The organism is Pseudomonas sp. MM227, from assembly GCF_947090715.1.
GTDB classification, from domain to species: Bacteria; Pseudomonadota; Gammaproteobacteria; order Pseudomonadales; family Pseudomonadaceae; genus Aquipseudomonas; species Aquipseudomonas baltica.
Genome location: NZ_OX352319.1, coordinates 1887104 through 1912833, shown reverse-complemented (window position 1 = coordinate 1912833; position 25730 = coordinate 1887104). Strand labels below are relative to the sequence as shown.

18 protein-coding genes and 1 pseudogene are annotated in these 25730 nt (G+C 64.9%); 13 read left to right on the top strand and 6 right to left on the bottom strand.

Annotation, left to right across the window (positions count from 1 at the left end; translation table 11 throughout):
- Nucleotides 1-222 precede the first annotated feature (222 nt).
- Nucleotides 223-918, top strand: coding sequence for a heavy metal response regulator transcription factor (locus tag ONG87_RS08740; RefSeq protein WP_122478529.1), 696 nt, complete (start codon nucleotides 223-225; stop codon nucleotides 916-918).
- On the top strand, nucleotides 891-2294 hold the full coding sequence (locus tag ONG87_RS08735; RefSeq protein WP_264382674.1) for a heavy metal sensor histidine kinase: 1404 nt from the start codon (nucleotides 891-893) through the stop codon (nucleotides 2292-2294). Before ONG87_RS08740 ends, ONG87_RS08735 begins: the two co-directional genes overlap by 28 nt.
- Before the next feature lie 7 nt (nucleotides 2295-2301).
- Here ONG87_RS08735 and ONG87_RS08730 read toward each other — a convergent pair whose 3' ends face one another.
- Nucleotides 2302-2886, bottom strand: coding sequence for an ABATE domain-containing protein (locus ONG87_RS08730; RefSeq protein ID WP_122478533.1), 585 nt, complete (start codon nucleotides 2884-2886; stop codon nucleotides 2302-2304).
- A 93-nt stretch (nucleotides 2887-2979) separates the two neighbouring features.
- On the opposite strand from ONG87_RS08730, the gene ONG87_RS08725 reads away from it, so the two are divergent.
- Both ONG87_RS08725 and ONG87_RS08720 read left to right on the top strand, forming a co-directional pair.
- Nucleotides 2980-3915, top strand: coding sequence for an alpha/beta fold hydrolase (locus ONG87_RS08725; protein WP_264382673.1), 936 nt, complete (start codon nucleotides 2980-2982; stop codon nucleotides 3913-3915).
- Between the two features lie 95 nt (nucleotides 3916-4010).
- Nucleotides 4011-4505 (top strand): DUF1543 domain-containing protein, encoded by a 495-nt coding sequence (locus ONG87_RS08720; protein WP_264382672.1) that lies wholly within the window; start codon nucleotides 4011-4013, stop codon nucleotides 4503-4505.
- Between the two features lie 226 nt (nucleotides 4506-4731).
- Here the strand turns inward: ONG87_RS08720 and ONG87_RS08715 are convergent, their stop codons facing one another.
- The 4 genes from ONG87_RS08715 to ONG87_RS08700 form a co-directional block, all read right to left on the bottom strand.
- Nucleotides 4732-5052 carry an isochorismate lyase gene (locus tag ONG87_RS08715; RefSeq protein ID WP_264382844.1) on the bottom strand — a complete coding sequence of 107 codons (321 nt, stop codon included), beginning with the start codon at nucleotides 5050-5052 and terminating at the stop codon, nucleotides 4732-4734.
- A gap of 55 nt (nucleotides 5053-5107) precedes the next feature.
- Nucleotides 5108-6334: a histidine decarboxylase gene (locus ONG87_RS08710; protein ID WP_264382671.1), complete on the bottom strand. Its 1227-nt coding sequence runs from the start codon at nucleotides 6332-6334 to the stop codon at nucleotides 5108-5110.
- Nucleotides 6335-6396: 62 nt separating this feature from the next.
- On the bottom strand, nucleotides 6397-8232 hold the full coding sequence (locus ONG87_RS08705; protein ID WP_264382670.1) for a (2,3-dihydroxybenzoyl)adenylate synthase: 1836 nt from the start codon (nucleotides 8230-8232) through the stop codon (nucleotides 6397-6399).
- 28 nt (nucleotides 8233-8260) lie between these two features.
- Entirely contained in the window at nucleotides 8261-9436 is a 1176-nt protein-coding gene (locus ONG87_RS08700; protein ID WP_192054382.1) for an isochorismate synthase MenF, read from the bottom strand.
- A gap of 117 nt (nucleotides 9437-9553) precedes the next feature.
- Here ONG87_RS08700 and ONG87_RS08695 point away from each other — a divergent pair, with 117 nt between their 5' ends.
- Nucleotides 9554-13912: an amino acid adenylation domain-containing protein gene (locus ONG87_RS08695; protein WP_264382669.1), complete on the top strand. Its 4359-nt coding sequence runs from the start codon at nucleotides 9554-9556 to the stop codon at nucleotides 13910-13912.
- A 61-nt stretch (nucleotides 13913-13973) separates the two neighbouring features.
- Nucleotides 13974-15293 (top strand): putative histamine N-monooxygenase, encoded by a 1320-nt coding sequence (gene basC / locus ONG87_RS08690; RefSeq protein WP_264382668.1) that lies wholly within the window; start codon nucleotides 13974-13976, stop codon nucleotides 15291-15293.
- A gap of 235 nt (nucleotides 15294-15528) precedes the next feature.
- On the opposite strand, the gene ONG87_RS08685 is transcribed toward basC, so the two are convergent.
- Nucleotides 15529-17697 carry a condensation domain-containing protein gene (locus ONG87_RS08685; RefSeq protein ID WP_264382667.1) on the bottom strand — a complete coding sequence of 723 codons (2169 nt, stop codon included), beginning with the start codon at nucleotides 17695-17697 and terminating at the stop codon, nucleotides 15529-15531.
- 182 nt (nucleotides 17698-17879) lie between these two features.
- Here ONG87_RS08685 and ONG87_RS08680 point away from each other — a divergent pair, with 182 nt between their 5' ends.
- The 7 genes and pseudogenes from ONG87_RS08680 to ONG87_RS08650 all read left to right on the top strand — a co-directional run bounded on the left by ONG87_RS08680 (nucleotide 17880) and on the right by ONG87_RS08650 (nucleotide 25726).
- Entirely contained in the window at nucleotides 17880-18401 is a 522-nt protein-coding gene (locus ONG87_RS08680) for a sigma-70 family RNA polymerase sigma factor (RefSeq protein WP_192054377.1), read from the top strand.
- A 105-nt stretch (nucleotides 18402-18506) separates the two neighbouring features.
- Nucleotides 18507-20309: an ABC transporter ATP-binding protein gene (locus ONG87_RS08675; protein ID WP_264382666.1), complete on the top strand. Its 1803-nt coding sequence runs from the start codon at nucleotides 18507-18509 to the stop codon at nucleotides 20307-20309.
- Nucleotides 20303-22069, top strand: a complete 1767-nt coding sequence (locus tag ONG87_RS08670; RefSeq protein WP_264382665.1) for an ABC transporter ATP-binding protein — start codon at nucleotides 20303-20305, stop codon at nucleotides 22067-22069. The genes ONG87_RS08675 and ONG87_RS08670 overlap by 7 nt, the downstream gene beginning before the upstream one ends.
- Complete coding sequence (locus ONG87_RS08665) at nucleotides 22066-23010, top strand: ABC transporter permease (protein WP_264382664.1); 945 nt, start codon at nucleotides 22066-22068, stop codon at nucleotides 23008-23010. Before ONG87_RS08670 ends, ONG87_RS08665 begins: the two co-directional genes overlap by 4 nt.
- On the top strand, nucleotides 23007-23957 hold the full coding sequence (locus ONG87_RS08660) for an iron chelate uptake ABC transporter family permease subunit (RefSeq protein WP_264382663.1): 951 nt from the start codon (nucleotides 23007-23009) through the stop codon (nucleotides 23955-23957). The genes ONG87_RS08665 and ONG87_RS08660 overlap by 4 nt, the downstream gene beginning before the upstream one ends.
- Nucleotides 23954-24712: pseudogene (locus tag ONG87_RS08655) on the top strand (ABC transporter ATP-binding protein); the annotation flags it as partial. The gene ONG87_RS08660 and the pseudogene ONG87_RS08655, both read left to right, overlap by 4 nt.
- A gap of 21 nt (nucleotides 24713-24733) precedes the next feature.
- Nucleotides 24734-25726 (top strand): siderophore ABC transporter substrate-binding protein, encoded by a 993-nt coding sequence (locus tag ONG87_RS08650; protein WP_122478563.1) that lies wholly within the window; start codon nucleotides 24734-24736, stop codon nucleotides 25724-25726.
- The last annotated feature ends 4 nt before the right edge of the window (nucleotides 25727-25730 follow it).

The following is a 25730-nucleotide window of genomic DNA, read 5'->3' as shown; positions in this document are numbered from 1 at the left end:
CTTCATCGGTACGACTCCTTGCGGTAGGTGTGCACCCATCCTCGGCCACCAACCCGCACGCGCGCATGACCGCTCGATGACATTTCTGTCATTCGCGCGGCATGCGCCTCAATGACGGTAATGTAACCGACAGCGCCGCGCCGCTTGGTTAGACTGCGCTGTGCGAACCCACCCGCCACGAACCCTCAACGGCAACCGCGAACGCCCGAGCGAGCCTGATCGATGCACATCCTCTTGATCGAAGACGACACCAAGACCGGCGAGTACCTGAAAAAGGGCCTCGGCGAATCCGGCTACAACGTCGACTGGGCGCAGCACGGCGCCGATGGCTTGCACCTGGCCCTGGAAAACCCCTACGACCTGCTGGTGCTCGACGTCATGCTGCCCGGCATCGACGGCTTCCAGATCATGGAGGTGCTGCGCGCGCGGCAGAATGTACCGGTGCTGTTCCTGACCGCCCGCGACCAGTTGCAAGACCGCATTCGGGGCCTGGAGCTGGGCGCCGACGACTACTTGGTAAAGCCCTTTTCGTTCACCGAACTGCTGTTGCGCATCCGCACCATCCTGCGCCGCGGCGGCGCCCGTGAAGCCGATCGCTTCCACCTCGCCGACCTCGAACTGGACCTGCTGCGGCGCCGGGTGACGCGGCAACAGGAAGTGATCACCCTGACCAACAAGGAGTTCGCCCTGCTGCACCTGCTGCTGCGGCGCGAGGGCGACGTGCTCTCGCGCACCCAGATCGCCTCGGAGGTATGGGACATGAATTTCGACAGCGATACCAATGTAGTCGACGTTGCGGTCAAGCGCCTGCGCAGCAAGGTCGACCAGCCCTACCCAGTCAAGCTCATCCACACCGTGCGCGGCATTGGTTACGTCTGCGAGGTGCGGGCATGCGAAGCCGACGCCAACCTTCCCTGACCCTGCGCTCGACCCTGGCCTTCTCTCTGGTGGCCATGCTCACCGTGGCCGGCGCCGGCTGGTACCTGTACGAATCGATGAAAGCTTCGGTGCTGCAGCGCAGCGACAACGCCGTGCTCGGGCGGCTCGACCACTTTCGCAAACTGCTGCACTACGACCTGACCCTGGACAAGCTGTCGAGCAGCCCGCAGATCTTCCAGAACATGCTTGGCAGCGAAGACGACATCTTCGTCATTGCCGAGACCGGCCAGCCACCGGTGATTCAGGTCAACCCACTGCACGCGACCCTGCCCTCTTTGCCTGCGGTCGCCCAAGATGCAACTCCCGGCAGCGCCGACCTGCGCACGGGAATGGCACCTTCGGGCATACCGTTGCGGGCGGCGAGCGTATTGACCACCTCCGGCGGCCGCGAAGTGAAACTGACGGCCGCGCACATCATGGTCAAGGAAATGGCCATGCTCAGCGAGTTCCGCCAACGGATCTACCTGGCCGTGGGCATGGCGTTCCTGCTCACCGCGCTGCTCGGCTTCGTGCTGCTGCGCCGCGGCTTGCGGCCGCTGCGCGAGATGGCAGCGCACGCCACCGACATCTCCCCGGCACGCCTGCACAGCCGCATGAGCAGCGACAACACGCCGGTCGAACTGCAGCAGTTGAGCGAAGCCTACAATGCCATGCTCGATCGCCTGGCCGAGGGCTACCAGCGGCTCAACCAATTTTCCGCAGACCTCGCCCACGAGATCCGCACGCCGGTGGGCTCGTTGATGGGGCACTGCCAGGTCGCCCTGCGCCAAGGCCGCAGTGCGGACGAATACCAGGCACTGCTGGCGTCGAATCTGGAGGAGCTGGAGCGTATTTCCCGGATCGTCGAAAGCATCCTGTTCCTGGCGCGCGCCGACGACGCCCAGGCCGTGGTGCAGCGCCAGCCGCTGCAGGTGCACGATGAACTGGAGCGCGTCACCGACTATTTCGAAGGGCTCGCCGAAGAACGCAAGATCCGCCTGCTGATTGCCGGTGACGCCACCCTGCACGCCGACCCGCTTCTGTTGCGACGGGCGTTGAGCAACCTGGTGGCCAACGCGATCCGCTACGCCGACCCGCACAGCGATGCCCTGATCAGCGTAGAGTCGACAGAAGGGCAATGCGTGATCGTGGTAGAGAATCAGGGCCCTGCCCTGGAGCCTTCGGCGCTGGCCAGCCTGTTCGATCGTTTCTACCGAGGCGACGCTTCGCGCCAGCATAATTCGGACTCCAATGGCCTGGGACTGGCCATTGTCGCGGCGATCATGCAGCTGCATGCCGGCGAGGCCAGCGTGACCCAGCCGCAGCCCGGACGCATCCGCTTTGCGCTGCATTTCCCGGCGCCGGGAAGCGGCTGAAACAAGTCTATTCGGGCTTCTTCCTGGACCTAAACGCCGCCACTTTCATGCGATTGCCACAGGTCGCCATGCTGCACCAGCGGCGTCGATGCGACTTGCTCAGGTCGTGAAAGAACAGCACGCAGTCATGGGCTTCGCATTGCCGAACGAACTCGAATGTGTCCCCCGTGACCAGTCTGGCCAGAGCGTCGGCCACCGGCCACAGCAGGCTTGCCGAACCAGCATCCCTGGGCTGCACCGCGATGCGAAACGCCGGTGCCGCGCCATTCCACTGCAAGCCGCTGACAGGGCGCCCGGCCTCGAGAATCTGGTTGACCACTTCAGGGTCGGCTTCTTCCCCGGTCATCGCGGCGTTCACCAGTCCTTTGGCACACGCGCGCAGCGCAAGAGCCTGGGTCAATAGTCCGCGAGCAGTGTCCGCCTGGTCATGCCGCGCAGGCAGGCCAGCAGCGTCGAGCCACTTCAGTACGTCCTCGTCGTCGCGCAGGCAATCGTGCTGCTGATCGCCCACGCCGTATTGGGTATTGATGAAATCCAGAGCCAGGTTGTCGGCCACGAACAACGTGTCAGGAGCGATGGCGGTAAGATTCATGACGTTCTGTAACCCATAAAATTAGTTTGACAGGTTACCAGAATGCTCTGTAACCTTCAAACACACCAATCAAGGGTTACATCAGGAGCCGTCATGACCATTTCGAAATCCGCAGCCGCGCTTGCCGCTTCGCTGCTGACCAGCACCGCGCCGAACGCCCATGCCGACCGCACGGTGCACTACCGTTACGAGCAGGTCGGCGATGTCAACGTGTTCTACCGAGAAGCCGGCGATCCGGGCGCGCCCACGGTGTTGCTGCTGCATGGCTTTGCCGCGTCTTCGTTCATGTTTCGCGACCTGATTCCGCAACTGGCCGACCGCTACCATGTGATCGCGCCGGATCTGCCTGCATTCGGCTTCACCGAAGCGCCCGCCCGGGGCGACTACGCCTATACCTTCAGCCAACTGGCGCAGACCATCGGCCAGTTCACCGAACAGCTCGAGCTGGACCGCTACGCGCTGATGGTCCACGACTACGGTGCTCCAGTGGGTTGGCGCCTGGCCGTGGCGCACCCCGAGCGCGTGAGTGCGATCATCTCGCAGAACGGCAACGCCTATGAGGAAGGTTTGGGCGCTGGTTGGGCACCCATCCAGACCTACTGGCGCGAGCCTACCCAAGAGCACCGCGATGCCTTGCGGGATTTTCCGACACCGGCTTCGATCAAATGGCAGTACCTGGACGGGGTCAGCGACCCAAGCGCGGTTTCGCCGGACGGCTACACCCTGGAAGGCCTGCAGATCTCGCGGCCCGGCAATGCCGACATCCAGCTGGACCTGGTGCTGGATTACGCCTCCAACGTGGCGATGTACCCCACCTTTCAGGACTACTTCCGCCAGTACCAGCCGCCCCTGCTGGCCGTGTGGGGCGAGCATGACCCGTTCTTCCTTCCAGCCGGCGCGCAGGCCTGGAAGCGCGACCTGCCCCAGGCGGACATTCGCTTCTACGACACCGGCCACTTCGCCCTGGAAACCCATGGCCGGGAGATCATTCCGGTGATCCGCGAATTCCTCGACAAGAACGTTCGTTGAGGGGGCGGTGCCGACTGCCCCATTCAGCGAGACGGCGTTGAGCAATGAGTGGCAGGATGCTGTCGTACCAGCACCCCACTCGAGGACCCGGACCCATGCTCTACGTCGTTCTGCTTGGCGGCAAGCACCCCAAGGCACGCATCGAAGTGCACGATATCGCCTGCGCCGTTGCCGATTCGCTCGAAGCGACTTATCCGCAGCTGAGGGCAGACTGGTTCGGCAGTCAGAAAGGTTTGCACATCGATGCCTGGATGGCGGTGGACGGTGTCGAACAGTGGAAGGTCGAGTTCAGCCCGCTGGCGCCTGGCGCCGGCATGCCGCGGCTGTATGTGATCAATCTTGGTGGCTACGAGGCGCAGTCGTTCGGCGAAGCACACCACTACCTGCTGGTGGTGGCGCACACGGCGCGCGATGCAAAGAGCAGCGCCCGTCGCCAGTGCCTCGAAGACTGGCGCCAGCCTCACACCGACGCCGTCTTGGACGTGGACGATTGCGTGCCGATCGACCAGGTCGGCGGTCGTTACGTGCACCTGGTCGAGGGGCCCCACCAAGGCATTCAACAGCGCAACGAATACATCGTGCTGCCATAGAACATCAGTCGGACCGCAGCGCCTTCTTCGCGGGCAGAGCCCGCTCCCACAGAACATCGAACCGCGCCTCCCTTGTGGGAGCGAGCTCTGCCCGCGAAAAGAACGCTGCGGTGGATCAGGCCTACCGCAGTGCGCCCTTCGCGGGCAGAGCCCGCTCCCACAGAACATCGAACCCCGCCCCCCTTGTGGGAGCGGGCTCTGCCCGCGAAAAGAACGCCGCGGTGGATCAGGCGTTGGGCGCTCGGGTCGTGCGCCAGTGGCCGATCTGCTGCTGGATATTCCAGTGGATGATCCGTTCGAACAGTGCCTCGGTGAACGCCGGGTCGAAGCCGGCCAAAGCGGCCCATTCCAGGCGCTGTTCGAGCATGGCAGCAACTCGCTCGGGTGCCGGGATCGACTCCTCGCTGGGTTTGAATTGCGCTGCGGCCTTGACGTACTGCAAACGCTGCACCAGGGCGTCGAAGATCTGCCGGTCGTGCCAGTCGATACCGCAACGGATGTCTTCCAGGTTGGCACAGTCCTGGGGTGTGGGTGGCTGATTCAAGATGGTCTCCCTCGTTCTTCAGGTGGAATGGGCAACGTGTCACGCCATGAGCCGGTCATCACCGCCCGTCGAGCCTGGCTCCGCCGCCCCAGGACGTGCTGCGTGGCGGCAGTTGGGTGTTCGCGTGCCAGCTTCGCTGCAAGGTGGCGCGCCAGGCCTCCGGACGCGCCTCGGCGATCACCTCGTCGATCAACGCATCGATGACCCGGGTGTCGCGGTGATGCGGCGTGGTGATCAGGTGCGCGGTATCGCCCGAGGTGGCCAGGCCGTACTTGCGGGCAATCCCCGGCGACGGGCAGGGAAACACCACAGTGATGGAGTTCGGGTTGCGCCACGCGTCGATGCCGCCGGCACGCAACCGATTGACCGCGTATTGGGCACTCTTCAGGCTGTGCGCCACCCGACGGCGCCACTGGGCTGGGGAATGGGTGCGCAGCGCCGCCCACATGATCATCGGCGTGTGGCCGTTGCGCGAGCCGCTGATGGTCTTGTCGCTCGCCGAAATGTAGTCCACCTCCACTGAGATGCGGTCGACGTTCCTGCGTTTGGCCACAACGATGCCGCAGGGAATCGGCGAGCCGATCATCTTGTGCCCGGATACGCAGATGGAATCGATGCCCGCGGCAAAGGTGAACGGCTGCGGCGTATCCACGAACGGCAGAATCATCCCGCTCAGGGCGGCATCGGCGTGCAGGTAGTAGTCGCGCCGCGCAATACCGGCCTGTTGCAGGCGTGCCTGGATGATGGCGATGTCGTCGACGGCGCCGCGCATGGTCGTGCCGATGTTGGCGAAGATGATCGGGTGCCTTTCCCCGTCCGCTGCGATCTTCGCCAGCAAGTCGTCATAGTCGATCTCGCCATTGGGCAGCGCGTCCACGGCGCGGCATTTGATGCGCAGCAGCTTGACGATCTTGGCCACCGAATAGTGGGTGTCCCGCGAATAGTACAAGGTGCCATCGGGAAACAGCTCCCGTGCCAGGTAGCAACCGAACATGTTGCCTTCGGTGCCGCCGTTGGTGACATAGCCCCAGCTGTCCTCACGGCGAATATCGAACAGATCGGCGAAGTACGCCATGACGTCCTTTTCGAAGTCGAAGGAATTGAGCACGTAGTTGCTGTGCTCACCCCAGTCGCCGCAATTGTTGATCGAAAAGCGCAGGAAGCGCTCCAGCGTGCTGTAGTCGAAATCGGCATTTTCCGGGTAGCCAATATTGAAGAACTGATGCTCCAGGCAGTGTCGCCAGAAATCATCGAGTCGGGCGGTGTCGGCAGTAGACAATGTCATCGTGGATCCTTTCTGGAATGACCAGGCGAGCCGCACTGCACCGGCACGGCTCGCCGTTTGAATCAGGCAGCTTTCTGGCGGCTCTCGACCAGCGCCCACCAGTTGGCCAGGGTCGGTTCGGTGGCCAGTTCCTCGAAGCTCACGGCCACGCCGCGCTCCTTGAGCTCGGCCGCCAGGCGCATCACCTGGAGGGAATCCAGCCCGTAGAAAATCAGGTTTTCCTGAGGGTCGAGGGCGTCACCGTCCTCGATCAGCTGCAGCAGACGTGTCTGCAGCCAGGTGCGGTTGTCTTCCACCGCCAGCAGTTGGCGCAGCCGCTTCTTGTCGATCTTGCCCACGGCCGTCAACGGCATGCTCGGGATCATCCGAATGCGATCGGGCAACTTGTATTCGGCGATACCCAGCGCCAGCAGGTGACGGCGCAGCGCGGGCGCCTTGAGCGTCGGATCGCGGCTGACCACGAACGCGCAGCTCTTCTCGCCCAAGGCCTGGTCCGGCATTGCCACCAGCCCGGCGTGGGTCACGTCCGGGTGCAGCACGATGAGGTTTTCGATCTCTTCGGAAGCGATCTTCTCGCCACCACGGTTGACCTGATCCTTGATACGGCCGACCACGCGCAGATCACCGCTGGGCAGGCGCTGCACCAGGTCGCCGGAATAGTAATAGCCCTGTTCGTCGAACGCCTGGGCGTTCTGCTCCGGGCTGTTGTAATAGCCGCAGAAGGTATACGGGCCTCGGGTGGCGAGCATTCCCGTCTCGCCGGTGGGCACCTCGGCGCCCTGCTCGTCGACGATCCGGATTTCATCGCCGAGGCTGACCGGACGCCCCTGGGTGGTGAACACCTGCTCGTCGCTGTCGTCCAGGCGGGTGTAGTTGATCAACCCTTCGGCCATGCCGAATACCTGCTGCAACTGGCAGCCCAGCACCGTCGGCACCTGGCGCGCCAACGAGTCGGCGAACACCGCGCCGCCCACTTGCAGGTAGCGCAGCGATTGCAGCTGCGGGCGGTGCTGAGGCGCGGCCTGCAGCCACAGGGCCACGGCACTGGGCACCAGGGCCACGGTGTTGACCGTGTTCCGCTGGATGAGCGCGAAGCACGCGGCCGGCTCGGGGTTGTCCGCCATGATCACGCAGCCACCGGCATAGAACACGCCCAGCGCGCCTGGCGAGCTGAGCAGGAAATTGTGTGCGGCCGGCAGGGCACACAGAAAGCGTGTCTGTGTCGTAAGGGCGCAGACTTCGGCGCAGGCGCGCGCGTTGTAGTGGTAGTCGTTGTGGGTGCGCGGGATCAATTTGGGCGTGCCGGTGCTGCCCCCGGACAACTGGAACAGGGCCACTTCATCGGCGGCTGTGGGCGCGTAGGCGACCTGCTCGGTGGCCGGCGTCTCGAGCCATTGGGCGAGGCTGTGCTGGTTGCGCGAATCGGCCAGAAACAGAGCGACCCGAGGCTGGGCCGTCGCTTGTTCGAACAGGCTTTCATAGCTGTCATCGCGGAACACTTCGTGCTCGCGCGAGGCAATCAACAATTGCGGCGACAGCTGCTTGACGTACGCCCCCAGCTCCAGCTTGCGGTGGCTGAACAACGCGTTGAGCGGCACGATGCCGGCCTTGAACAAGGCAAACAATACAATGTAGAACTCGGCAATGTTGGGCAGCTGGACCAGCGCCGCATCGCCGCGGCTCAGGCCGCGCGCAGCCAGGCGCGAGGCCAGGTTGGACGAGAGGCGGTCGAGGTCGGCGTAGGTGAAGCTGCGCTCGCCGCAGATGATTGCCGGTGCGTCGGGTTGTGTCTGGCAGCGCTCTTCGAGGATCCGCGTCAGTGGCCGGTCGAGCCAGTAGCCAAGGTCGCGGTAGGCCTGGGCACGGTCCTGTGGCCAGCGGGTGAATTCGATAGTCATGGTTTCACTCGTCATGAGGAAGGGGAAATCACGCGTGCAGTCCGCACGCCTGGAGCATGGTGCGCAGCTTGGTCTGGACCTCGGCCCATTCCGCCGCCGGTTGCGAGGCTTCGACGATGCCGGCGCCGGCGAACAGCCTGACCCGCGGGCCTGAAACCGTGCCGCAGCGAATGGTCACGACCCATTCGCCGTTGCCCTGGGCGTCGCACCAGCCGACCATGCCGGTGAACAGGCCGCGCTCGGTGGGTTCGACGAAACGAATCAGACGCCGCGCCAATTCGGTGGGAAAACCGCACACGGCAGGCGTGGGATGCAGGCGACAGGCCAGTTGCAGGGCCGACACCGAGGGGTCGGCAAGGGTGCCTTCGATGCGCGTCGACAGGTGCCAGAGGGTCGGGGTGCTGATCAGCGAAGGCCGCGGCGGTACGTCCAGCCGCGTGCACAGCTCGCTGACCCGCGCGGCGATGTCTGCGGTGACGAAGCCATGCTCGTAGTGGTCCTTGTCCGATTCGGACAACCACTGGGCATTGCGTCGATCGGCGTCGGCATCGGTCAGTCGCTTGGCCGAACCGGCCAGCGGATTGGAAACGAACGAGGCGCCGTGCTTGCGCACCAGCAACTCGGGGCTCACGCCCAGCAGGGTGGCGCCGTCGGCCATGGGCACGCGAAAGTGATAACCGCTCGGGTTCTGCACCCGCAGGTTATGGGCCAGGGCATTCACGTCGATGGCCTGGCTGAAGACCAGTTCGCGCTGCACCGACAGCACCGCCTTGCGCACGTCGCTGTAGCCGAAGTTGGCCACGGCGTGCTCGACCGAGCGCATGAACGCGTGCTGGTCGGGCAGGTTGCGCTGCTCCAGCAACGACGGCATGGGGCTCGGCGTACCCGCCCCGCCCGGCTCCAAATCGTGCCACTGCGCCTGCTCCGGAACGTAGAGGCACGACGCTTCGGACGGGTCGAAAGGAATCGCACCGACCACCATCGGCACGGCCTGCCCGGCCTTTCGCGCCTGCTCGAAAGCGCGCTGGATGGCTTGCTGGAAACGACCCTGCGCGTCCTGCCCGCCCACCGCTGGAGTCTCGATGCGCTGTGCCAGCCCGCGGGCACGCAACTCGCGCTGACCCGACATGAACGAAAAATTGTCATCTTGCACAACGTGTTGCACGTCTTGCGGCGCAGTCGCCCTGACGATGGCTGATCTCATCTGAGGTGTCGCCTCCCTGCTTTGGAATGTAAGTTTTAATTGCGAATGTGAATGATTATTGTTTCTAATGGTGACGACATAAACGGAACGTTGTCAATCATGTGAGACGAGTGAGCCATGCGAGAGTTAACTTCGATGCAAGCCGCCTGCTGGATCGGGCGTACTGCTCATGCGGCCTTGGGGAGCGTGTCAGCTCACCTGTACGCCGAGTTCGATGGCGCAGGAATCGACCTCGAACGCCTGCGCTCGGCGCTGCAAGATGCCTGTAGCCGTCACCCCATGCTGCGCCTGCGGGTCAGCCCCGAGGGCTTGCAACACACCCCGCCAACGGCGCGCGGGCCGGCGCTTGAAGTCGACGACTTGAGCGATCTGCCGGCCGTGCAATTGCAACAGGCGCTACAGCGCAAACGCGAAGCCTGGACCCATCAGCAGCTGGATCTGGTAGACGTCGGCGGGCTGCGCGTGGGCGTCAGCCTGCTGCCCGAGAATCGCTTCCGCCTGCACGTCGACAGCGACATGATCGCCATCGACCCGTCCAGTTTTCCCACGCTGATGGAAGACCTTGCCGCGGGCTACGAAGCACCCGAGCAGCCGGCTTCGACGCCGCCGACGTTTTTCCAGTGGCTGGACACCTTGCGGGCAGACCCTGCGGTGAAGGCTGCCCGCGACCGCGATCGCCACTGGTGGCGCCAGCGCCTGGACCACATCGCGCCCGCCCCAACCCTGCCCCTGCTCGAATCAAGCGCAGCGCAGCCGCACAGCCAGCGCCTGCATACCTGGCTCGACGCCGGGCACTACCAAGCCCTGCAGAAGCTGGCGCGGGAGCGCCGACTGACCCTGTCCAGCCTGATGCTGGGGCTGTTCGCGTCGGTGCTGGGCGAGCGCACCGGCGATCCACGCTTTCGCCTCAATGTCCCCAGCTTCTGGCGCGCGCCGGTGCAGCCCCAGGTGCAGGGCATCATCGGCGAATTCGCCAACGTGCTGATCGTCTACGTGGAGATGGCCGACGCCAGCAGTCCCGCGACTCTGTGCCGACAGCTGGGTGACAGCCTGATCCAGGCCCTGGAGCACTGCGCCTATTCCGGCGTCGACCTGATGCGCGACCTGTCGCGGCATACGGGCTCGGCGCAACTGGCGCCGGTAGTCTTCACCGCTGCGTTGGAGCGCAGCCAGGGCGAGCTGTTTTCCGAACGTGTGCGGCGGGCGTTCGGCCCGATGAACTGGGTGATTTCCCAAGGTCCGCAGGTGGCCCTGGACGTTCAGGTCGCTCACATCGACCAAGGGCTTTCGATCAACTGGGACATCCGTGTCGATGCCCTGCCGCTGGCCTGGGTGTCCCCTCTGTTCGAGCGCTTCGTCGCGCGGGTGCAAGCGGTTGCCGCCGATCCGACCCGCCTGGATCAACCCCTGTCGTCGTCGCCGGCCCGACGCCCGTTGAACGCTTTGCAGCAGGCCTACCTGCTGGGGCGCGGCGCGCACATGCCGCTGGGCGGCGTGGCCATGCAGGAATTTCGCGAATACCGCGGGCACATCGACACAGCCGTGCTGCGTGCCCGCCTGGCCGACATGGTCCGGCGCCACCCGAGCCTGCGTACCCACATCGATGCCCAGCGCTGCGTGCAGTACGTCAGCGATGTGGCCGAGCCCCATCTGGATGAAATCGACCTGCGCCACTTGCCCCTGAGCGATGGCCTGCGCGAGGTGGAAGAGCGCCGCGAAGCTTACGCACATGCCGTATTCGGCCTGCACGCGGCGCCGTGGAACGTCACGCTGTTCGAACTGGCCCAGGACCAGCACGTCGTGTTCGTGCGCATGGACGCCCTGATTGTGGACGGCCACTCCATCGCAGCGTTGCTGGTGGAGTTGTTCACCGGCACGCCCGAGCAGCCCTCGGCAGCAGCGGCCCCGCTGCCAGCGCCGGCCGCGAGCGAGCAACGCAAGGGAGACATGGCCTACTGGCGCGGGAAGCTCGCGGCAGTCAGCGGGCCGCCCTGCCTGCCGTGGAAACGACCGCTTGCCCAGGCTGGTCCGTCTCGCTACCAACGGCAGAGTCTGCAGGTGCCCCAATCGCGCTTTGCAGCGCTGAGCCGACGGGCCGCACAACAGCGCCTGTTCAAGAATTCCGCACTGATGGCGGTGGTGCTGGAAGTGCTCTCGCACTGGCTCGACGAGGGCGATCTGTGCGTCGCCCTGCCGGTCGCGCCAACCCGCAGCGCCGACCTGGCCAACCACTCGAGCTTTATCGCCATCAACTGGATTGCCGATCGGCGCCCGTTCACCGAACGTGCCAAGGCGCTGCAGGTGGATGTGCTGGAGGGACTGCAGCACCTGGCGTTTTCCGGTGTCGACCTGACTCGTTTGCTGTTCGAGCGCCACGGCCCGGGGCCGGTGTTGCCGGTGGTGATCACCAGCGGCCTGTCGTGGCCGGTGACGCCAGCCGACAGCGCCATGGGCCTGCACGGCGGGCTGACCCAGACGCCGCAGGTGGCCATGGACATTCGCCTGTCGACCGACGCCCAAGGCTCGCTGCGGGTCGATATCGACTATGCGCACGAGGTGATGGATTCGGCGCAAGTCAGCGACATTCTGCGCATGCTGGACGACGCCGTCAGCCAGATCGCCGCCCACGACAGCTTCACCCTGGAAACGGCGCCGCTGCTCGACACCGCCCACTATCGCCGCAACAGCCCCGAGCGCGATGCCTGCCAGGCACCTTTCCTGGCCCACATCGCCGAGCAGGTTTTCGATGCCGACAACACCCGCACTGCACTCATCTGCGGATCCCGGCGGCTGAGCTACGCCGAACTGGGCGACGGCGTGGCACGGGTGATCGCCGCCTTGCAGGCCCGAGGCCTCACGCGCGGTCACGTGGTGGCGATCTGTCTGCCGCGCAGCCCGGAGCACACGATGCTGACTCTGGCCTGCGCGCTGACGGGTGTGATCTGGGTGCCCATCGATGCTCAAGCACCCGAGCAACGCCGCCGCTACCTGCTGGACAACTGCCAACCTGATCTGGTCGTGCTGGCCGATCTCGAACCCGTTGAACAGCCGATGGTCATCATGGCCGATTTGCTCGCCAGGCACGCACCCTTCCCCGTGTCGTTGCCCGATTTTTCCCTGAGTGAAGCACCCGCCTATTATCTGTACACCTCGGGGACCACGGGCCAACCCAAATGCGTGGTGCTGAACAACCGCGCGACCGCCAACGTCATCGGCAGCACGCTGGCGCGGTGGCAAGTCAGCCAGAACGACGTGCTCATGTCAGTGACGCCGCTGCACCACGACATGTCGCTGTTCGACGTCTTCGGCAGCCTCAGCGCCGGAGCCACGCTGGTGCTGCCGGCGGTGAACGAGGACAAGGACGCGGTGCGTTGGAACCAGTTGATCGCCGAGCATCGGGTCAGCCTCTGGTGTTCGGTACCAGCGATCGTGGAAATGCTCCTGGCCGGTCGCGGCGAGCATGACCTGCGCAGCCTGCGCCTGATCGCCCAGGGTGGCGACTACATCAAGCCGGTGGTGATCGCCCAGTTGCGCGAATGCCTGCCGCACGCCCGCCTGATCTCCCTGGGCGGGCCCACCGAAACCACCATCTGGAGCATCTGGCACGAGATCGGCAACGAAGACCGCACGCTGATTCCCTACGGCGAGCCGTTGCCGGGCAACCGTTATCTGCTGCTCGATGACCACGGCCGGCATTGCCCGCCGGGCGTTGTGGGGCGTATCCATACCGCGGGCGTGAACCTGGCGCTCGGTTATCTGGAAGGCGGCGAATACGCGCAGACCGATTTCATCACGGTCGGCGATGAACAGGGCCACCCGATCAGGGCCTTCCGCAGCGGTGACCGCGGACGCTACCGCAGTGATGGCACGCTGATCTTCGACAGCCGGGTCAACGGCTATGTGAAAGTGCGCGGCGTGCGCGTCTCGCTGCCCGATGTCGAGAAGGTCCTGAGCAACCATCCTGCGCTGTGCCAGGTGCTGGTAGTGGATTACCAGGACTCCAGCCAGGGCGAAACCAACCTCGGCGTGCTGTACGTGAGCGCTGCCGGCATGCCGCCAGTCAGCGTCGTCCAAGTGCGCAATTACGCCCGCGAACACCTGCAGCCTTCGCACCTGCCAACGCGCCTGCTGGCCGTCAACCAGCTGCCGCTGTCGCAGAACGGCAAGGTCGACCGCCGGCAGGCACGCGCGCTGCTCGCCGTACCGGCCACCGAGTCGTCGCCGGCTGCCGACACGCTGGCGCTGTCCGTGCTGCAGGTCTACCTGAGCGTGTTGGGCCGCCCGGCGCAGCATGCCGACGACGTTACCACCCACTTCATTAGCCTGGGCTTGCGACCACAGCACCTGAAAGCCATTGCGGCCGGGCTACGCGAGCGTTTCGCAGTGACGTTGTCGCCCGGCCAACTGCTGCAGTGCCGCAACGCTCACGACGTACAGTGCCTGCTCGCCAAGGGCGCAGCCACGCTGACCGACTGAATCGAATGCGGCGCCCTGCAACGGCGTCGCGCCCACCCGACAATGCTCATGGAGAGACGGGATGACGGATGTAACGACGATAGACATTGCGGGCATAGGCATCGGCCCGTTCAATCTGGGCCTGGCCGCGCTGCTCGATGGCCACCCCGAGGTGAGTCATCTGTTCCTGGAACGCAAAAGCGAGTTTCGCTGGCACGAGGGCCTGCTCCTTCCCGGCACCACCTTGCAGGTGCCCTTTCTGGCGGACCTGGTGACCATGGCCGATCCAACCCACCCGTTGAGCTACCTCAATTACCTGCATCACCACGATCGGCTGCACGCGTTCTATTACTACGACAACTTCCAGGTACCTCGGCTGGAATACGACCACTACTGCCGCTGGGCAGCGCAGCGCCTGGGTGCCTGCCGTTTTGACGAGGAAGTCTGCGAGGTGACTTATGACGCCGACACCCAGCGCTTCCTGATCCAGAGCCAGTCGATCTCGGGATTCAAGCGTCATTACCGCAGCCGACACCTGGCCGTAGGCATCGGCACCCAGCCCCTGCTGCCCCAGTGGGCACAGGTCAGGAGCACTGCGCCGATCATGCACTCGGCGCAGTTCGGCAAACGCCAGGCGGAGCTGGCCGAGTGCCGTCAGGTTACCGTCATCGGTTCCGGGCAAAGTGCAGCGGAATGCGTGCTGGCACTGTTCAGCGAACTGACGCCGGCGCGGGTCGCGGCAGGCGCCTCGATCCGCTGGATCACGCGCTCGCCGGGCTTTCATCCGATGGAGTACTCCAAGCTGGGCCAGGAATGCTTCACCCCTGCCTATATGGACTACTTCCATAGTCTGGCGCCCGAGCGACGGCGCGAAGTCGTTGCCGGGCAAGGGCTGCTGTACAAGGGCATCAGTTTTTCGACCATCGGCGCCTTGTACGACCTGATCTACGAGCGCTCCATCGGCGGGCGTGACCCAGGGCTGACCTTGCTGTCGAACTGCGAGGTGCAGCGTGTGGAGGATGTTCACGGCGCGCTGCGTATCGCCTACCGGCACCGTGAGCTGGACCAGACCGGCACGATCGAAGCGGACGCCATCGTTGCGGCGACGGGCTACCGGCACACCTGGCCGCAGTGGTTCGAACGGCTCAAGGACACACTGCTGGACACCGACAGCTATGGTGACTGCGTGGTGCAGGCGGATTTCACCGCGCGCCGCCGTGACGACGGCGCCGGCAAGATCTTCATCCAGAACGCGGAAATCTTTCAGCACGGCGTCGGCTCACCCGACCTGGGCATCGCCCCGACGCGCAACGCCACCATCGTCAACCAGCTGCTGGGGCGTGCTCGCTACCGACTGCCGAAACGCTCGTCGTTCCAGCGCTACGGCATGCATCAGGACTGAACCGCGCCATCGCGCCCCCTTGTGGGAGCGGGCTCTGCCCGCGAAAAGGCCGCCGCGGTGAATCAGGCAGACCGCGATGCGCCCTTCGCGGGCAGAGACCCGCTCCCACAAGGGGGGAAGGATGCGCCAATCCCCTGTGGGAGCGGGCTCTGCCCGCGAAAAGTACGCCACGGTGGAACAGTCATACCGCGGTGCGCCCTTCGCGGGCAGAGACCCGCTCCCACAGGGGGTCGCGCTAAATGCTCAACTGCCCCACCGAAGCTTTTGCTCCTTCCCTGTCCGTGAACGCGGTCAACACCTGCTCGATCGCGCGGCTGACCCGGTCCATCTGCATGGCGCTGTAGCGCGCGGTTTGATAGGTGACGACCAGTCGCAACGAGCGCTGGCCCTCAAACATGTTTTCCATGATTTCGAACTGCATGCCGAACATCGACTGGCTCTTTTCCGGGTCGACCTGCCGATAGCGGATCGCTTCGCCGTCGGCCCCACGCAGCGCGCCATTCAAGGCGTTGTTGGCGTGGATCTGAATGTAGACGTCGAACAGCAGGCCGTCCGCAGGCGTCATTCCCAATGCCTGCTGGATCTGCTCCAGCGGCACGTCGGCGTAGGCCATGGAATCATTGATCAGGCTGCTGACTGTCTCGACCATAGACCCCAGTGCCTGCTGCGCATCGAAGCGCACGCGATGGGCGACCATGGTGGTGAAGTAGCCGACCGTGTTGTAGTAGGCCGGATCGGTGCGTCCGGAAGCCGAGGTACCGATCACCAGTTCCTCGAGGCCGCCGACCTTGTGCAAGGCCAAGGCAATGGCGGTGTACAGCACGCCGAACAGGGAAGCATTGTTGTGCCTGGCAAACCGCTGCAGGCCATCGGTCAGCGCCTGGCTCGGGGTGATCTCGAACCATTGTGCCTGGATGCCGGATTCGCTCGCCCGCGCGCCGGCCGCACCGGCTTGGTCAGGCAACTGCAGGCCGCGCGTGGCATCGCCCAGCATGTCGGTCCAGTAGGCCAGGTGCCGTGGGTCGATGCCGGCGATTCGAGCGCGCGTGGCGTACTCGTGAAAGGCCGGCGCCGGCTCGTGCCAGACCGGCACCCGGTCGGCGGCGCGCGCGGCGTAAGCCTGGCTCAGGTCCTGCATCATCACGTTGAGCGACCACTCGTCGATGGCCATGTGGTGGACCAGCAGCGAAAGCGTTTGCCCCGCCTGTTGCCCGTCACGCAGGAAGCGCACGCGCATCGGCAGCTCGCGGGACAGGTCGAAAACATGCCCCGCTTCGCTGGCCAGGCTGGCACCCTCGCTGTGCTGGCTGGACCAGAACCAGCGGTACTGGCTCAACCGCTCGAGAGGTACCTGCCGCTGGTAGGGTTCGCCTTCATCGAAATGAAAGGTCGTGCGCAGGCTGGCATGGCGCTCGACCAGATCGTGGAAGGCCTGCTCGAAAACGGCCTCGTCGACCGGTTCGCGAAACGCCACGGCGAACGGCAGGTTGAAGATCGTGCCGAAATCGAAGGCGGCGTACGCACGCCCGAGCGACGCCTGCGCCGGTGCGAAAGGGGCGGTTCGCACAGGTGTCGACGAGGCCACTGCAGCGGCCAATGCACGCTGTTCGCGACGACGTGCCCGTTGTGCCAGCGCGCCCGCCGTGGACGCGCTGAAGAAGTCGTTGAAGTCCACCTCCACGCCGTGGCTGTCTGCAAGTTTGCCGATGATTCGCGTCGCCAGCAGGGAATGGCCACCAAATTCGAAGAAGTCGTCTTCCAGCGTCATGCCCGGCTCCGCCAGCGTGTTGCGGAACTCGCCGAGGATCAGCGCGCCCATGGCGTCGGCATCGGTCGCCACCTGAGGGTCGGCCGATGGCGAGGCCAGCGGTGGGCTGTCGGTGGCCTGGCGCATCAGCCACGGCAGGTGCGGCACGCCCACGGGACGACCGTCGTAGGCATCCATGACCAGTCGATACAGGTCGTCTTCGCGACAGGTCTGGTCCAGCACCTCATGCAGCACGAACCCGAGGATCACGCCCTGCCCGGTCTGGATCACCAGGGCAGCGAGCGGCGCCTGGGTTTCGGCGTCCCAGGGCGACGCCTGACGGGCCAGCAGCAGGTCGCCTGCCTGCGCCTGAGTATCGACGTGCAGCACGGCGACACAGGCTTGCCAATCCTCGGCCGTGACCTTGCGCAACTCGCCTTCATCGTCGAACAGATAACGGGCATTGAGCGCCGGCAGTGCATCGATGACCGCCCTCAGGGCGGACTCCAGGCGCTGGGTATCGAATGCGCAGCCCAGCGACCAGGCGCAGAAATGCTTGCGGATCTGCTCGGGATACTGCTGCTGGAGCAGCCACGCCTGCTCTTCATGGGGCGTAAGCGGCGTCTGCAATACGTTGTCGGGACGGGTTTCCATCATGGAAATAAGCACCTTGGTTGGCAGGAAAAACAAGGCCGCGGCCGATGCATGAACGCGGCAAGACGATGAGGAAGAGCGGTGCGTTTGCACTCGCGAAACAAACACCGTATCGTGCAAATGATAATCATACTTATTAGCATTCGTCAAAATCGCAGCGTCGACATGGGGTGGGGAAAGGCATCGTGGACAACGGATCGTTCGCGCTCAGACAACAAGTGGAGCGGCTCTACAAAGATCATCACGGCTGGCTCAGCGGCCTTTTGCGACGCAAGCTGGGCAACTCGACGGACGCCGCAGACCTGGCGCACGACATCTACCTCAACCTCATCCGCAAGGGCGCCGTGCCAGCGCCCGAGCACTGTCGCTGCTACCTCACGCAGATCGCCAAGGGCATGCTCATCGACCTCTACCGTCGTCGCAGCCTGGAAGCCGGGCACCTGGAACGCCTGAGGCAACAGGACGTGCCACTGGGGCCATCGGAAGAGAGTCGCGCCCTGGCGTTCGAAGCACTGACCCAGGTCGACGCCGTCATCAACCAGCAGCCGGCCAAGGCCCGCCAGGCCCTGCTCCTGCATCGCCTGAGCGGAATGGGCCATCGCGAAATCGCCAGTCAGATCAATGTGTCGGTGTCGTCCGTGGAGAAGTACATCGCCAGCGCCATGCGCGCCTGCCAGCCCTTCGCCAGCGATCGCTGCAGCCATTGAGGAATATTCGCCGTCGCTCGTAATACACGGTAAGCACCGTGCATCCACGACCTGTGCCGAGCCTGCACACCTTGCCGAGGGCCCTGCCCTCTTTACGGAGATTCAATGACCGCCGCACCCGCTACCGACCCCCCTGTCGCCGAAGGCGCGATATCCCAGCTGCTCAGGCCCATTCGTGGCCGCTTGATCGTGGCGGCCATCCTCGCCGGCCTGGGTACCGCCCTGACCTTGCTGCCACTGGCCGCAATCGCCTACCTCGCCGGCCTGGCGCTGGACCCTGCCGACGGCGGTGTCTGGGCGCTGGAGTCGACTGCGCACGTGTGGCCCGTCATCGCTGGCAGCCTGGCCTGCCTGATGCTGGGCATGATCCTGGTCTCGCTGGGCGAAATGCTCGCCCATCTGCTCGACAACCAGATCACCTCACACCTGCGCCTGGCCATTACCCGCAGGCTGGGCAAGGTGCCGTTGGGCTGGTTCACCGCGCGGGCCTCGGGCGAGGTCAAGCAGGCGATGCAGGATGACGTCGATACCCTGCACAGCCTGACCGCACATTTCTACACCACGGTCGGTCGGTCGCTGGGGGCGGTGTCGTTCGCCACGGTGTACCTGTTCGCCACGGACTGGCGCATGGCGGTCATCTCGCTGCTGCCCTTTCCGCTGTTTTTCCTGTTCGTTTCCAGGGCGACCCGGGCAAGCAGCGCCAACATGCAGGCGTTCGGCGCCGGGATGGCGCGCATCAACAACGCCGTGGTCGAGTTCGTCAACGGCATCACCGTGGTCAAGTCCTTCGGTATCGAGGGCAAGGCCCAGGCCAACTACCGTGAGGCCGTGGACGGCTTCGCGCTGGCGTTCGAGGATTTCGCCCGCCCCCTGGTCAGTGCCATGGCCAATGCCCATGCGCTGATCACCCCGGTGGTGGTGCTCGGCATCGTGCTGGCGTTCGGCACGCTGTTCACCTGGCTGGGCTGGATCGAAGCCATCGACCTGCTGCCCTTCGTCCTGGTGGCGCCCACCCTGTGTGCGCCCTTGCTGCTGCTCAGCTACATCACCCATGACCTGCACAACGCAACGGGCGCGGCCCTGCGCATTCAGCAATTGCTGGCCACCCCGGAACTGGCCAGGCCAACGGCTGCAGCCATCGACCTGCCGGCACGAACCGAACTGCAGGTGCAGAACCTGAGCTACAGCTACGACGGCGAAACGCCGGTGTTGAGCAACATCGATCTGACCCTCAGGCCCGGCACGGTCACGGCCGTAGTGGGGCCGTCCGGCGCTGGCAAGTCGACCCTGGCGCGCCTGTTGTTGCGCTTCTTCGACCCGGATACCGGGCGCATCACCCTGGGCGGCGTCGATCTGCGCCAGATCGACAGCACGCAGTTGTATCGGCATATCGGCTTCGTACTGCAGGACGTGCGCCTGATCCACGCCAGCCTGCGCGACAACATCGCCCTGGGCCGCGCCTCGGCCAGCCTCGACGAGATCGAGCAGGCAGCGCGCCTGGCCAACGTGCACGAGCGGATCATCGCCCTGCCCCGTGGCTACGATTCGGTGGTGGGCGAAGACGCGCAACTGTCCGGAGGCGAACTGCAGCGAGTCAGCATTGCCCGCGCCATGCTGCTCGACCCGGCCGTGCTGGTCCTCGACGAAGCCACCGCCGCCGCCGACGCCGAGAACGAGGTGCACATCCAGCAGGCCCTTTCACGCTTCGCCCAAGGCCGCACCGTGCTGGTGATCGCCCACCGTCTGGATACGGTGATGCACGCCGACCACATCATCCTGATCGACCACGGCAGCATTCAGGAGCAAGGCACCCACGCGCAATTGCTCGCCACTGGCGGCCGGTACGCCCGGCTGTGGCAAGCGGGCGACTACCCGAACACCGAGCTTGCGGAGCACGGCCCATGCTGAACACTTTCCTGCGGCTGCTGGGCAACGACGCCGACGTGCTCTATCGCTACCTGGGGCTGACCCTGCTGTACGGGCTGCTCAACGGGCTGACCATCGTCGCCGTGATACCCGTGCTCACCGGGTTGCTGGGCCACGACATCACGGCCGCCACGCGCGGGCTGGTCCCGATGCTGGTCGGCGCAGGGTTGTGCTGGGCGCTGCGTCGGGTGGTCGAGAAAGCCGGCGTACGCTTTGGCATGGCCGTGCTGCAAACCGGCCGCCATCGCTTGAGCGAGCACGTCGCGCGACTGCCGGTCGGCTGGTTCGACCCAGACAACACCGCTCGTCTGAGCCATGTCTCGACCCAAGGCATGATGGCCCTGGCGCAACTGCCCGCCCACGTCCTGACGCCCCTGATCACCAGCGTCATCACCCCACTGGCAGTGGTGGCCGGACTGTTCTGGTTGAATCTGCAGATGGCCCTGATCGCCTTGGTGACCCTGCCGCTGTTGCTTGCCGTGTTCACCCTGACGGCCCGGATGGGGCAACGCAGCGACGCCCGATTCCATGCCAGCAGCGCCCGAGCCAGTCGGCGCATGGTGGAGTTCGCCCAGGCCCAGTCGGTCCTGCGCGCATTCAACGGCGAAGACGGTGGCGCACGGTTTGTGCAGCAGGCGATTGCCGGCCAGCAGCAGTCGGCCCGGCGCCTGATTCACGTCTCGGCCATGTCGGTGGTACTCAACAGCTGGGCCGTCCAGGCCAGCTTCGCAGCACTGCTGGCAGCTGCCGGGTGGGCGTTGCACTCGTCTGGCGGCAGCACGACACCCGCTTCGATGGCAGCGCTGGTGGTGGCGCTGGTGCTGGCCAGTCGGTTCATCGACCCGCTGCTGGAGGTCGCCAGCTACAGCGAAGTATTGCGCGGCGCGCGCGGACAACTGGCCGTGGTCGATGAGCTGTTCGCCGTGCAGCCGCTGCCGATGCCGCAGACAGCGGCGGAGCCTGCCGACAACAGCGTGGCGTTCGACGACGTGAGCTTCGGCTACGCCGCCGACCAGGCGCCGATCCTGCAGGGGATCAACCTGCACATCGCGGCGGGAAGCATGACCGCCGTGGTCGGCGCCTCAGGATCGGGCAAGACCACTCTGGTGCGATTGATCGCGCGCTTCTTCGACGTTGGCCAGGGCAGCGTACAGATCGGCGGTGTGGACGTTCGGCAGCTGTCCAGCGCCTGGCTGGCGGCGCAGACCAGTCAGATATTCCAGGACGCCTACCTGTTCCAGAGCAGCATCGCCGCCAATATCGGCGTCGGCAGGGCCGATGCCAGTCGCGAGCAGATCCTGCAGGCTGCCGAGCAGGCCGGCGTGCTGGAGATCGTCGCACGTTTGCCGCACGGGCTCGACACCCAGGTCGGCGAAGGCGGCGCACGGCTTTCCGGCGGCGAGCGCCAGCGCATCGCGATTGCCCGGGCACTGCTCAAGGATGCGCCGATCCTGCTGATCGACGAAGCCACCTCGGCCCTCGATGCCGAAAACCAGGCAGCCATCGCGCAAACCCTGGCCCGGTTGCGCGGCAAGCGCACGCTGGTGGTGATCGCGCACCAGCTGTCGACGGTGGAAATGGCCGACCAGATCGTGGTGCTGGAGAGTGGGCGCATCGCCGAACGGGGCAGCCATGCCCAGCTCAGCCGCCAGGCCGGACCCTACGCGCGCTTCCTGGCACAGCGGCGCGCCGCCAAGGGTTGGCGGCTGGCCGCGGCAGCGGCGGACGAGGAGGCTACGTGAGGGCGGCGAGCTGGCCGGTTGCATTCCTGCTGCTGTGCGGGCTGTCCTTGACGCTGGGGGTCAAGGAGGTGTCCTGGAGCGAGCTGTGGAATTTCTCCGGCGATGCCTGGCTGACCCTCACCGCCAGCCGTCTGCCGCGCCTCGCGGCACTGGTGTTGACCGGTGCCGGGCTGGCCATGTGCGGGGTGATCCTGCAGCAGATCGTGCGCAACCGCTTCGTCGAGCCGGCCACCTGCGGCGGCCTCGATGCAGCCAAGCTGGGAATCCTGGTCGCGCTGACCGTTGCTCCGGCCTCGAGCAGCACGGTCAGAATGCTGTTCGCCCTGGGCTTCTGCTTTCTTGCCAGCGTGCTCTTCGTGGCGATCATTCGCCGCATCCAGTTCAAGAGCGTGGTGCTGGTACCCGTGGTCGGCCTGATGTACGGCAGCGTGCTCAGCGCACTCGCCGAATTCCACGCCTATCGCCACAACCTTCTGCAGAGCATGCAGGGCTGGATGCTCGGCGACTTTTCCAAGATCGTGCAGGGCAACTACGAAATCATCTATCTGATTCTGCCGATCGTGCTGCTCACCTACCTGTTCGCCCAGCGCTTCACCATTCTGGGCATGGGCGAAGGCATGGCCAGCAGCCTGGGGGTGAATTACGCCGCCAACGCCGCCGTGGGCCTGATGCTGGTGGCCGTGTGCGTATCGGCGACGGTGATCACCGTGGGGGCGATACCTTTCGTGGGCCTGGTGGTGCCCAACCTGGTGGCGCTCTACCGCGGCGAAAACCTGCAGCGCACGCTGCCTATCGTGGCGCTGTGCGGGGCGGCGCTGCTGCTGGTCTGCGACATCATCGGGCGCCTGCTGATCTACCCCTTCGAGGTGCCGATCGGCTTGACCGCAGGCAGCATCGGCGGCGTGGTGTTCCTGATCGTGCTCCTGAGAAAGTACACATGAGCCCGAACACGACCCGCTACGGACTCTGGCTCTCGGTACTGGCATTGGCTGTGGCTTTCGTGCTGCTGGGCTCGGGAATGGATTTCGCCTACGTGATCCCGCGACGCCTGATTCGTCTGGCCGCCATGGTCATCGCCGGTGTCTGCATCGGCTACTCCTCGGTGATGTTCCAGACGATCGTCGGCAACCGCATCCTGACTCCGGCGGTCATGGGTTACGAGTCCATCTACCTGCTGTTCCAGGCCCTGTTGATCCTCTGCCTGGGCACGCACAGCCTGGTACTGCTCGGCCGGGGCGGCAACGCGCTGCTGTCGATCGTGCTGATGCTCGGCTATTCGTGGCTGATCCACCATTGGCTGTTCCGCGATGGGCGCAGCAACGTCTACCTGCTGTTGCTGCTGGGGCTGGTGTTGAGCATGGTGATGGCTACCTTCACCCAGTTCATCCAGTTGAAGATCAGTCCAGGCGAGTTCTCGATCCTGCAGGGCTTCAGCTATGCCTCGTTCAACTGGGCTCGGCTGGACCAGGTGATCTACGGCGGCGTGCTGGTCGTCGGCGCATGCCTGCTGGTGCACCGTACCTTGCCGGTACTCGATGTACTGGCGCTGGGCCGCGACCAGGCCGTCTCGCTGGGCGTCGACTACGCACCCAGCGTGCGCCTGCAACTGGCACTGATCGCCGTGCTGGTGGCCGTGTCCACCAGCCTGGTAGGCCCCACCGCCTTCATGGGGGTGATCGTCGCCAACATCAGCTACGCCCTGGCCCGCACCGCGCGCCACCACGCCACCCTGCCGACCGCCTGCGGTGTCGCCATCGGCGTGTTCATCGTTGCCCAGTACCTGGTCGAGCAGCTGTTCAACTACAACACCTCCGTCAGCATTCTCATCAACCTGGTGTGTGGCGTGTACTTCCTCACGCTGATGATCCGCACCCGAGGCAGCCCATGATCGCCCTCAGCCACGTGCACAAATCCTACGGCAGCACCCCGGTGCTGAACGACGTCAGCGTGCGGTTTCCGTCCGGCAAGGTGACCTCGTTGATAGGTCCCAACGGCGCTGGCAAGACCACCCTGCTGATGCTCATTGCCCGCCTGCAGAAGCCGTCGCAGGGCACCTTGACCCTGAACGGCCGCGACAGCGCCCGCATTGCCGTGCGCGATTACGCAAGGCAAGTCGCTACCCTGCGCCAGACCCAATCATTCAGCCTGCGCCTGACGGTCGAAGAACTGGTCGCCTTCGGTCGCTTCCCCTACAGCCAGGGCAACCTCACCGACGCCGACCACGCGGCAATCGACCAGGCCATCGGTTTTCTGTCCCTGCAGGCACTGCGCAGCTGCTACATCGACGAACTGAGCGGTGGTCAACGGCAGCTGGCGTTCCTGGCCATGACCATCGCCCAGCAGACCGACTATCTGCTGCTGGACGAGCCGCTCAACAACCTCGACATGAAACACGCCGTGATGATCATGGGCGCCCTGCGCAGGCTGTGCGACGAACAGGGGCGCACGGTAATCCTGGTCGTGCACGACATCAATTTTGCCGCCAATTATTCCGACCACATCGTTGCCATGAAGAACGGCACCGTGCACAGCCAGGGCCCGGTCGCGCAGGTGGTCAACAAAGCATGCCTGCGCGATCTCTACGAACTGGATTTCGAAATCCTGCGCAGCGAACGCGGGTTCGTCTGCAACTATTTCAACCCCCTCGACATCAAGGCAACCGATATGAACACCCCACACCACAAGGTCGCCGGTGGCCTGCTGGCATTGGCCATCAGCACGCTCTACGGCTGCGACCAACCCACGGCCGGGGTCACCCCACCCGCTGCCGTGCAAGCCGCGCCTGCCACCACCGCCTACACGCCGATCACCGTGAAGCATGCCCTGGGTACGACCACTATCGACAAGCTGCCGCAACGTGTCGTGGCCTTCGACATGAGCGAACTGGACAGCCTCGACCAACTCGGCGCGCCGGTGGTGGGCATCGCCAAGGACTATGTCGCCGACTTTCTGCTCAAGTACCGCGACGACCCGAACATCGCCGATGTCGGTACCACCATCGAACCCAACCTCGAGCGCCTGCACGCGCTCAAGCCCGACCTGATCCTGATCTCGCCGTTGCAGGCGCGCAGCTATGACGAGCTCAGCCAGATCGCACCGACGGTCTACGACGACATCGACCTGACCAACAAACAGGGCAATTTCATCGAAACCGCAAAGCGTCACCTGACCCTGCTTGGCCGCATCCTGAACAAACCGGCATTGGCCGAGGAAAAGGTCGCGCTGATGGATGCCAAGGTCGAGCAGACGCGCAAGGTCACCGAGGGGCGTCCCGAGAAAGCGCTGATCGTGCTGCACAACAATGGCGCCTTCACCTCATACGGCGTGAAATCGCGCTACGGCTTCATTTTCGACACTTTGGGCGTGAAGCCCGCCAGCAGCGACATCGAAGCCGGGCTGCACGGCCAGCCGATCTCCAACGAGTTCATTCAGCAGGCCGACCCGGACATCCTCTATGTCATCGACCGCACCGCCGTCATGGAACGACGCCCGGCGCTGAACCTGGACAGCCTGGACAACCCCCTGCTGCGCAAGACCAAGGCTTGGACCCAGGGCCGGGTGATCTTCGTCGACGCCCGCACCTGGTACCTGTGCACCGCCAGCGTGACGTGTCTTTCACGCATGGCTGATGAGGTGATGGAGGGCTACGCACACTGATCCG

Coding starts and splice junctions, on each gene's coding strand:
- ONG87_RS08670 (WP_264382665.1), top strand. CDS start 20,303: ATGCTGAACACTTTCCTGCGGCTGCTGGGCAACGACGCCGACGTGCTC.
- ONG87_RS08740 (WP_122478529.1), top strand. CDS start 223: ATGCACATCCTCTTGATCGAAGACGACACCAAGACCGGCGAGTACCTG.
- ONG87_RS08675 (WP_264382666.1), top strand. CDS start 18,507: ATGACCGCCGCACCCGCTACCGACCCCCCTGTCGCCGAAGGCGCGATA.
- ONG87_RS08660 (WP_264382663.1), top strand. CDS start 23,007: ATGAGCCCGAACACGACCCGCTACGGACTCTGGCTCTCGGTACTGGCA.
- basC (WP_264382668.1), top strand. CDS start 13,974: ATGACGGATGTAACGACGATAGACATTGCGGGCATAGGCATCGGCCCG.
- ONG87_RS08710 (WP_264382671.1), bottom strand. CDS start 6,334: ATGACATTGTCTACTGCCGACACCGCCCGACTCGATGATTTCTGGCGA.
- ONG87_RS08650 (WP_122478563.1), top strand. CDS start 24,734: ATGAACACCCCACACCACAAGGTCGCCGGTGGCCTGCTGGCATTGGCC.
- ONG87_RS08730 (WP_122478533.1), bottom strand. CDS start 2,886: ATGAATCTTACCGCCATCGCTCCTGACACGTTGTTCGTGGCCGACAAC.
- ONG87_RS08705 (WP_264382670.1), bottom strand. CDS start 8,232: ATGACTATCGAATTCACCCGCTGGCCACAGGACCGTGCCCAGGCCTAC.
- ONG87_RS08720 (WP_264382672.1), top strand. CDS start 4,011: ATGCTCTACGTCGTTCTGCTTGGCGGCAAGCACCCCAAGGCACGCATC.
- ONG87_RS08695 (WP_264382669.1), top strand. CDS start 9,554: ATGCGAGAGTTAACTTCGATGCAAGCCGCCTGCTGGATCGGGCGTACT.
- ONG87_RS08735 (WP_264382674.1), top strand. CDS start 891: ATGCGAAGCCGACGCCAACCTTCCCTGACCCTGCGCTCGACCCTGGCC.
- ONG87_RS08725 (WP_264382673.1), top strand. CDS start 2,980: ATGACCATTTCGAAATCCGCAGCCGCGCTTGCCGCTTCGCTGCTGACC.
- ONG87_RS08700 (WP_192054382.1), bottom strand. CDS start 9,436: ATGAGATCAGCCATCGTCAGGGCGACTGCGCCGCAAGACGTGCAACAC.
- ONG87_RS08685 (WP_264382667.1), bottom strand. CDS start 17,697: ATGATGGAAACCCGTCCCGACAACGTATTGCAGACGCCGCTTACGCCC.